At 70.9% G+C, this 6,695-nt stretch carries 3 protein-coding genes and 1 pseudogene; 3 read left to right on the plus strand and 1 reads right to left on the minus strand.

Translation table 11 applies throughout. The features are described 5' to 3' along the window. Positions 1-104 precede the first annotated feature (104 nt). Entirely contained in the window at positions 105-1,061 is a 957-nt protein-coding gene (locus tag NBY69_RS20295; RefSeq protein ID WP_250302457.1) for a pirin family protein, read from the plus strand. 151 nt (positions 1,062-1,212) lie between these two features. After that, on the plus strand, positions 1,213-2,397 hold the full coding sequence (locus NBY69_RS20300) for an AI-2E family transporter (protein WP_250302458.1): 1,185 nt from the start codon (positions 1,213-1,215) through the stop codon (positions 2,395-2,397). Here the strand turns inward: NBY69_RS20300 and NBY69_RS20305 are convergent. After that, a pseudogene (locus NBY69_RS20305) lies at positions 2,379-4,523 on the minus strand (SpoIIE family protein phosphatase); the annotation flags it as partial. The gene NBY69_RS20300 and the pseudogene NBY69_RS20305 overlap by 19 nt on opposite strands. A 370-nt stretch (positions 4,524-4,893) precedes the next feature. On the opposite strand from NBY69_RS20305, the gene aspS reads away from it, so the two are divergent. Beyond that, entirely contained in the window at positions 4,894-6,660 is a 1,767-nt protein-coding gene (gene aspS, locus NBY69_RS20310) for an aspartate--tRNA ligase (RefSeq protein WP_250302462.1), read from the plus strand. Positions 6,661-6,695 lie beyond the last annotated feature (35 nt).

Below are 6,695 nucleotides of genomic sequence, written 5' to 3' on the forward strand. Positions count from 1 at the left end.
CCAGGCGTTTCTCCGGCGGTGACCGGTCGGGGAATGCGTATGGCTTGCTGGATGTTCACCATTCAACTACTTTGGTGGAAGAGCATCCCGCAAGGAGGGCCGCCATGCCTGCTGTGACCGTTGAGAACCCGCTGAGCCTGCCGCGCGTCAGTGCGCCCGAGAGTGCCGTGCCGCGTCCGGTGCTGGCGGTGTCGACCGCGCCGGGGGGTTTCGAGGGTGAGGGATTCCCGGTGCGCCGTGCCTTCGCGGGGATCAACTACCAGTACCTCGACCCGTTCATCATGATGGACCAGATGGGTGAGGTGGAGTACGCGCCGGGCGAGCCCAAGGGCACCCCCTGGCATCCGCACCGCGGCTTCGAGACCGTCACCTACCTGATCGACGGTACCTTCGTCCACCAGGACTCCAACGGTGGCGGCGGCACGATCAACGACGGCGACACCCAGTGGATGACCGCGGGCGCCGGGCTGCTGCACATCGAGGCGCCGCCGGAGTCGCTCGTCGTGAGCGGCGGGCTCTTCCACGGGCTCCAGCTCTGGGTGAACCTCCCCGCGGCCGACAAGATGATGGCCCCCCGCTACCAGGACATCGGCGGCGGTCAGGTCCAGCTGCTGACCTCCCCCGACGGGGGCGCGCTGCTCCGGGTCATCGCCGGTGAACTGGACGGGCACGAGGGCCCCGGGATCACGCACACGCCGATCACGATGATCCACGCGACGGTGCGGCCGGGCGCGGAGGTCACGCTGCCGTGGCGCGAGGACTTCAACGGGCTCGCGTACGTGATGGCCGGGCGGGGTTCCGTCGGTACGGACCGCAGGCCGGTCCACACCGGGCAGACCGCGGTGTTCGGCGCCGGGTCCTCGCTGACCGTCCGCGCGGACGAGACCCAGGACGCGAAGAGCCCCGACCTGGAGGTCGTGCTGCTGGGCGGGCGCCCGATACGGGAGCCGATGGCGCACTACGGGCCGTTCGTGATGAACAGTGAGGCCGAACTCCGGCAGGCGTTCGAGGACTTCCAGCGCGGGCGTCTGGGAACGATCCCGGCGGTGCACGGGATGTAGGTCCCGTCCCGGTCCGATCGCCGAACGGGGTGCCTGCGCCGCAGGCACCCCGTTCCGCACATCCGCCGTCCCGCGCCACTTGCCCGCCCCGCGCCACCCGCCCGGCCCCGGCGAACGGGCCGGACCCCCGGCCGCGTGGTCGGCTGGACCCGTGCATACCCAGAAGCCGCTTCTCCCCGTCCACGTCCGGCGGCTGGCCGCCTGGTGCATCGTCGCTCTGCTCGTCACCGGCGTTGCCGGAGTGGCCGTCTGGCTCAGTGTCACCTTCAAGAGCGCCGTCACGCCCGTACTGCTGGCGCTGCTCGGCACCGCGCTGCTCGGGCCGGTGCACCGGTGGCTCGTACGGATGCGGCTGAACCGGTCGCTCGCGGCCGGGCTGACCTGTGCCGCGCTCGTCGCGGTCGTGGGCGGGGCCGGGTACATCGTCGCCACCGCGCTCATCGACAACGGCGACCAGATCGTCGCCTCGCTCAAGGACGCGGGGAAGTGGGTCGCCGACCACCTCGGGGTGACCACCGGGGACGGCATCACCAACATCGCCGACAAGTCCAAGCAACTGCTCGGCAAGTTCGGGGCCGGGGCCGCCGGAGGGCTGCTGAACGGGCTGAGTCTGATCGGCACTCTCATCGCGACCAGCGTGCTGTCCCTGCTGCTGACCTTCTTCTTCCTCCGCGACGCGGACCGCGCACCCGGACTCGCGCACGCGATCGCCCCCCGCAGCGCACCCATGGTCGAGGCCATGGCCCGGCGCGCCTTCGAGGCGGTCGAGGGCTTCATGCGCGGGACCACCCTCATCGCACTGATCGACGCCGTCTGCATCACCGCGGGCCTGCTGATCCTGCGGATCCCGGGTGCCATCGGGCTGGGGGCGCTGGTGTTCGTCGGCGCGTACATCCCGTATCTCGGCGCGTTCCTCTCGGGCGCGGTCGCCGTGCTGGTCGCGCTCGCCGACCGGGGGTTCGTGATCGCGCTCTGGGCGCTGGGCGTCGTCCTCGCCGTACAGGTGCTGGAGGGGCATGTGCTCCAGCCGGCGATCCAGAGCCGTACGGTCCAGATGCATCCGGCCATGATCATGGTGTCGCTGGCCGCCGGGGCGAGCGTGGCGGGGCTGCTGGGGATGCTTCTCGCCGTACCGGTGGCGGCGGCGGCCTTCGGGGTGATCGGTGAGCTGCGGAAGCGTTACTCCGTCGAGCCGGACGCCGACGGCGGCTCGGACGGCGACGGCGGCTCGGACGGCGGCTCCTCGGTCAGCTCGGACAGCTCGGACAGGGGGAGCGGGGAATCGGGCGGGGAATCCGGGCCGTCCGTCCCGCCCGGACCGTTGCCCGACTCGTAGAGCTCGAACCAGATCGACTTGCCCGAGCCCTGCGGATCCACCCCCCAGTGGTCCGCCAGCATCTCCATCAGCATCAGCCCCCGCCCCGACGAGGCCATCTCGCCGGGGCGCCTCTTGTGCGGCAGTTCGTCGCTGGCGTCCGCGACCTCGACCCGCAGCCGGCGGGTGCCGGGCTCGCCGCTGACCTCCGCGACCAGCCGGGCGTCCCCGTCCGTGTGGACCAGGACGTTCGTCGCCATCTCCGAGACCATCAGCGCGGCCGAGTCGACCTGCTCGCTGTCCGCCCAGTCGTGCAGCAGTTCCCGCAGCTGCCGGCGGCACCCCGAGATCCGCTCGGGCTGCGACTGGGCGACGGTCAGCGAGATGCGGCGGGTGGTGCCCGGCCGTACGGGCTCCCCCGGCCGGGACATCAGCAGGACCGCGATGTCGTCCTCGCGGCGGTCGGAGTGCGGCCCGGTGTGGTGGCGCTCGGGAGGCCCGTGGACGGTCTGCACCAGCGCGTCGGCCAGCGCCTCCAGATTGTCCCCGTCGTACTGCTCCAGCGTCCGGAGGATCCTCGCCCACCCGGTGTCGAGATCGTGCCCGCCGGTCTCGATCAGCCCGTCCGTGCACATCATCAGCGTCTCGCCCGGCTGGAGCACGAGGCGGGTCGTCGGGTAGTCGCTGTCCGGTTCGACACCGAGCGGCAGTCCGCCGTCCACGGGCCGTACCAGTACCGTGCCGTCGACCATCCGCACGGTCGGGTCGGGGTGTCCGGCGCGGGCGATGTCGAGGGTGCCGGTGGCCGGATCGACCTCGGCGTAGAGACAGGTCGCGAAGCGCGGGCCGGAGTCCTCGGCCTCGCCGTTCTCCCCGCCCGCGTCGTAGGCGTCCTGCGCGTCCGTGATGCCGTACAGAAAGCGCGAGGCGCGCGCGAGCACCGCGTCGGGAGGGTGCCCCTCGGCCGCGTACGCGCGCAGGGCGATCCGCAGCTGGCCCATCATCCCGGCGGCCCGTACGTCGTGCCCCTGCACGTCGCCGATGATCAGCGCGACCCGGCCGCCGCCCTTGCCGTCCGTGTTCGCGGCGCCGCCCGGCAGCGGGATCATGTCGTACCAGTCGCCGCCGACCTGGAGCGCGCCGCCGGTCGGCACGTACCGGGCGGCGACCGACATCCCGGGGATGCGTGGGCCCAGCATCGGCAGCATCGAGCGCTGGAGGCCCATCGACAGTTCCCGCTCGTTGTCGGCGACCCCGGCGCGGGCCAGGGCCTGGGCCAGCATCCGGGCGACGGTCGTCAGCACCGCGCGTTCGTCGGGCGAGAACCCGACCCGGTAGGTGAAGGCCGCCATCCAGGCGCCGATGGTCACCCCCGAGTCGACCAGCGGCACGAAGGCCCAGGACTGCCGGTTGAGCGGTCGCACGTAGGGCCAGATCTCCGGGTACCGCTCGCGGTACGAATCCGGGGTCGGCAGATAGACGGCCCGGCCCGTCCTGACGACCTCGGCGGCCGGGTGGTTCGTGTCGATACGCAGCGGGAAGTGGTCCTGCGGCCCGGCCACGCCGGGTTGCTGCCCGTGGTGCCCGTGGTGCCCGATCAGCGTCAGCCAGTCCCCGGTGACCCCGAAGACCGCGAGGCCGTCCGGCTCGAAGCCCGGCATGGACAGCGAGGCGGCGACCCGCAGCACCTCCTCGGTGGACCGGGCCTCGGCCAGCGCACGGCCCGCGTCCAGCAGGAAGGCCTCGCGGGAGCGGCGCCAGTCGCCGGTGATGGGGGTGTGGGCGGCATTGCGCGGCTGCGGTTCCGCGGTCTCCTGAAGGGTGCCGACCAGGACGTAGCCGTGGGCGCTGATCAGCGGCTTCGAGCGGCTCCGTACGGTGCGCAGCACCTGGCCCGACTCGTCCACGACGCGCATCCGGGCCTCGGCCAGGGTGCCCTCGGCCACGGCGAGGTTCACGATCCCGTTGGTCTCGTTCCAGTCGACGGGGTGGAACCGGGAGCGGGCAGTGGCCTCGGAGAGAGTGGCCGGCTCGTTGGGCAGTCCGAGCAGCCGGGCCGCCTCCGCGTCGAGCGTGACGATCCCGGCGACGTTGTCCCATCGCCACAGGCCGGTGGCGATGGCGGCCAGGACCTCCTCGGTGCGCATTGCCCCACTTTAAACCGATCGGCGCATGGGGGGGTGGCGTCGCGGTGCTGGGGCACGCACCTCGCGGCGTTGCCGTCAATCACCATGGCGCTGCCATGCCTCGATCCGCCGCCTTGCGATGCACGCACCCCAGCACCGCTCCTTCACCCACCCCCCATGCGCCGATCGGTTTCAACCGATCGCCGCATGGGGGGCGGAGTGATAGCGCCCGGGAGAGGGCCGCCTGCCGTCCCACGCCGTGAACCCCGTCCTGCGGTCCCCGGGGCAAACCCCGTAGGGGCAGTGCGGGCCCGGCGGTACCCTGGTCCGGAGTGTGAGAACGTCTTGGATCTCCCGCTTCCCGCCTGTCTCGCGAAGAACTGGATGAATGATGCATCGGTACAGGTCCCACACGTGCGGCGAACTGCGCGCCTCCGACGTCGGCTCCGACGTCCGGCTGAGCGGCTGGCTGCACAATCGCCGAGACCTGGGCGGCATCCTCTTCATCGATCTGCGTGACCACTACGGCATCACCCAGCTCGTCGCCCGCCCCGGCACCCCGGCCAACGAAGCGCTCTCCAAGGTCACCAAGGAGACGGTCGTCCGGATCGACGGCAAGGTGTCCGCGCGCGGCGCCGAGAACGTCAACGCGGAGCTGCCGACCGGTGAGGTCGAGATCGAGGTCGGTGAGGTCGAGGTGCTCGGCGCCGCCGCCCCGCTCCCCTTCACCATCAACGCCGAGGACGGGGTCAACGAGGAGCGGCGCCTGGAGTACCGCTTCCTCGACCTGCGCCGCGAGCGCATGCACCGCAACATCATGCTGCGCTCGTCCGTGATCGCCTCGATCCGCTCGAAGATGGTCGCGCTCGGCTTCAACGAGATGGCGACCCCGATCCTCACCGCGACCTCCCCCGAGGGCGCCCGTGACTTCGTGGTGCCGTCCCGCCTCAACCCGGGCAAGTTCTACGCGCTCCCGCAGGCCCCGCAGCAGTTCAAGCAGCTGCTGATGATCTCGGGCTTCGACCGCTACTTCCAGATCGCGCCGTGCTTCCGCGACGAGGACGCCCGCGCGGACCGCTCGCCGGGCGAGTTCTACCAGCTCGACGTCGAGATGAGCTTCGTCGAGCAGGAGGACGTCTTCCGTCCGATCGAGAAGCTGATGACCGAGCTCTTCGAGGAGTTCGGCAACGGCCGCCACGTCACCTCGCCGTTCCCGCGCATCCCGTTCCGCGAGTCGATGCTGAAGTACGGCAACGACAAGCCCGACCTGCGCGCCCAGCTCGAACTGGTCGACGTCTCGGACGTCTTCGCCGACTCCGGCTTCAAGGCGTTCGCGGGCAAGCACGTCCGCGCGCTGCCCGTCCCGGACACCGCGGGCCAGTCCCGCAAGTTCTTCGACGGCCTCGGTGCGTACGCCGTCGAGCAGGGCGCCAAGGGTCTGGCCTGGGTGCGCGTCGGTGACGACGGGGCGCTCGCCGGACCGATCGCCAAGTTCCTCACCGAGGACGACATCAAGGCGCTCACCGAGCGTCTCGAACTCAAGCCGGGCCACGCGGTCTTCTTCGGCGCGGGCGAGTTCGACGAGGTCTCCAAGATCATGTCCGCGGTCCGCGTCGAGGCCGCCAAGCGCGCCGGTCACTTCGAGGAGGGCGTCTTCCGGTTCTGCTGGATCGTCGACTTCCCGATGTACGAGAAGGACGAGGAGACCGGCAAGATCGACTTCTCGCACAACCCCTTCTCGATGCCCCAGGGCGGTTACGCCGACCTGGAGGAGAAGGACCCGCTGGACATCCTGGCGTACCAGTACGACATCGTCTGCAACGGCATCGAGCTGTCCTCGGGCGCCATCCGGAACCACGAGCCCGAGCTGATGCTCAAGGCGTTCGAGATCGCCGGCTACGACCGCGAGACCGTGGAGCACGAGTTCGCCGGGATGCTCCGCGCCTTCCGCCTCGGCGCCCCGCCGCACGGTGGCATCGCGCCGGGCGTGGACCGGATCGTCATGCTGCTGGCCGACGAGCCGAACATCCGCGAGACCATCGCGTTCCCGCTCAACGGCAACGCGCAGGACCTGATGATGGGCGCGCCCACGGTCCTGGACGAGACGCGGCTGCGCGAGCTGAACATCCAGCTGCGCAAGCCGGTCACGGAGAAGTAGGGCAGCAAGTAGCCGATAGGCAGGGGCAGTTCGGG

Source organism: Streptomyces sp. A 4/2 (assembly GCF_940670765.1).
Taxonomy (GTDB): Bacteria; Actinomycetota; Actinomycetes; order Streptomycetales; family Streptomycetaceae; genus Streptomyces.

Coding starts and splice junctions, on each gene's coding strand:
- aspS (WP_250302462.1), top strand. CDS start 4,894: ATGCATCGGTACAGGTCCCACACGTGCGGCGAACTGCGCGCCTCCGAC.
- NBY69_RS20295 (WP_250302457.1), top strand. CDS start 105: ATGCCTGCTGTGACCGTTGAGAACCCGCTGAGCCTGCCGCGCGTCAGT.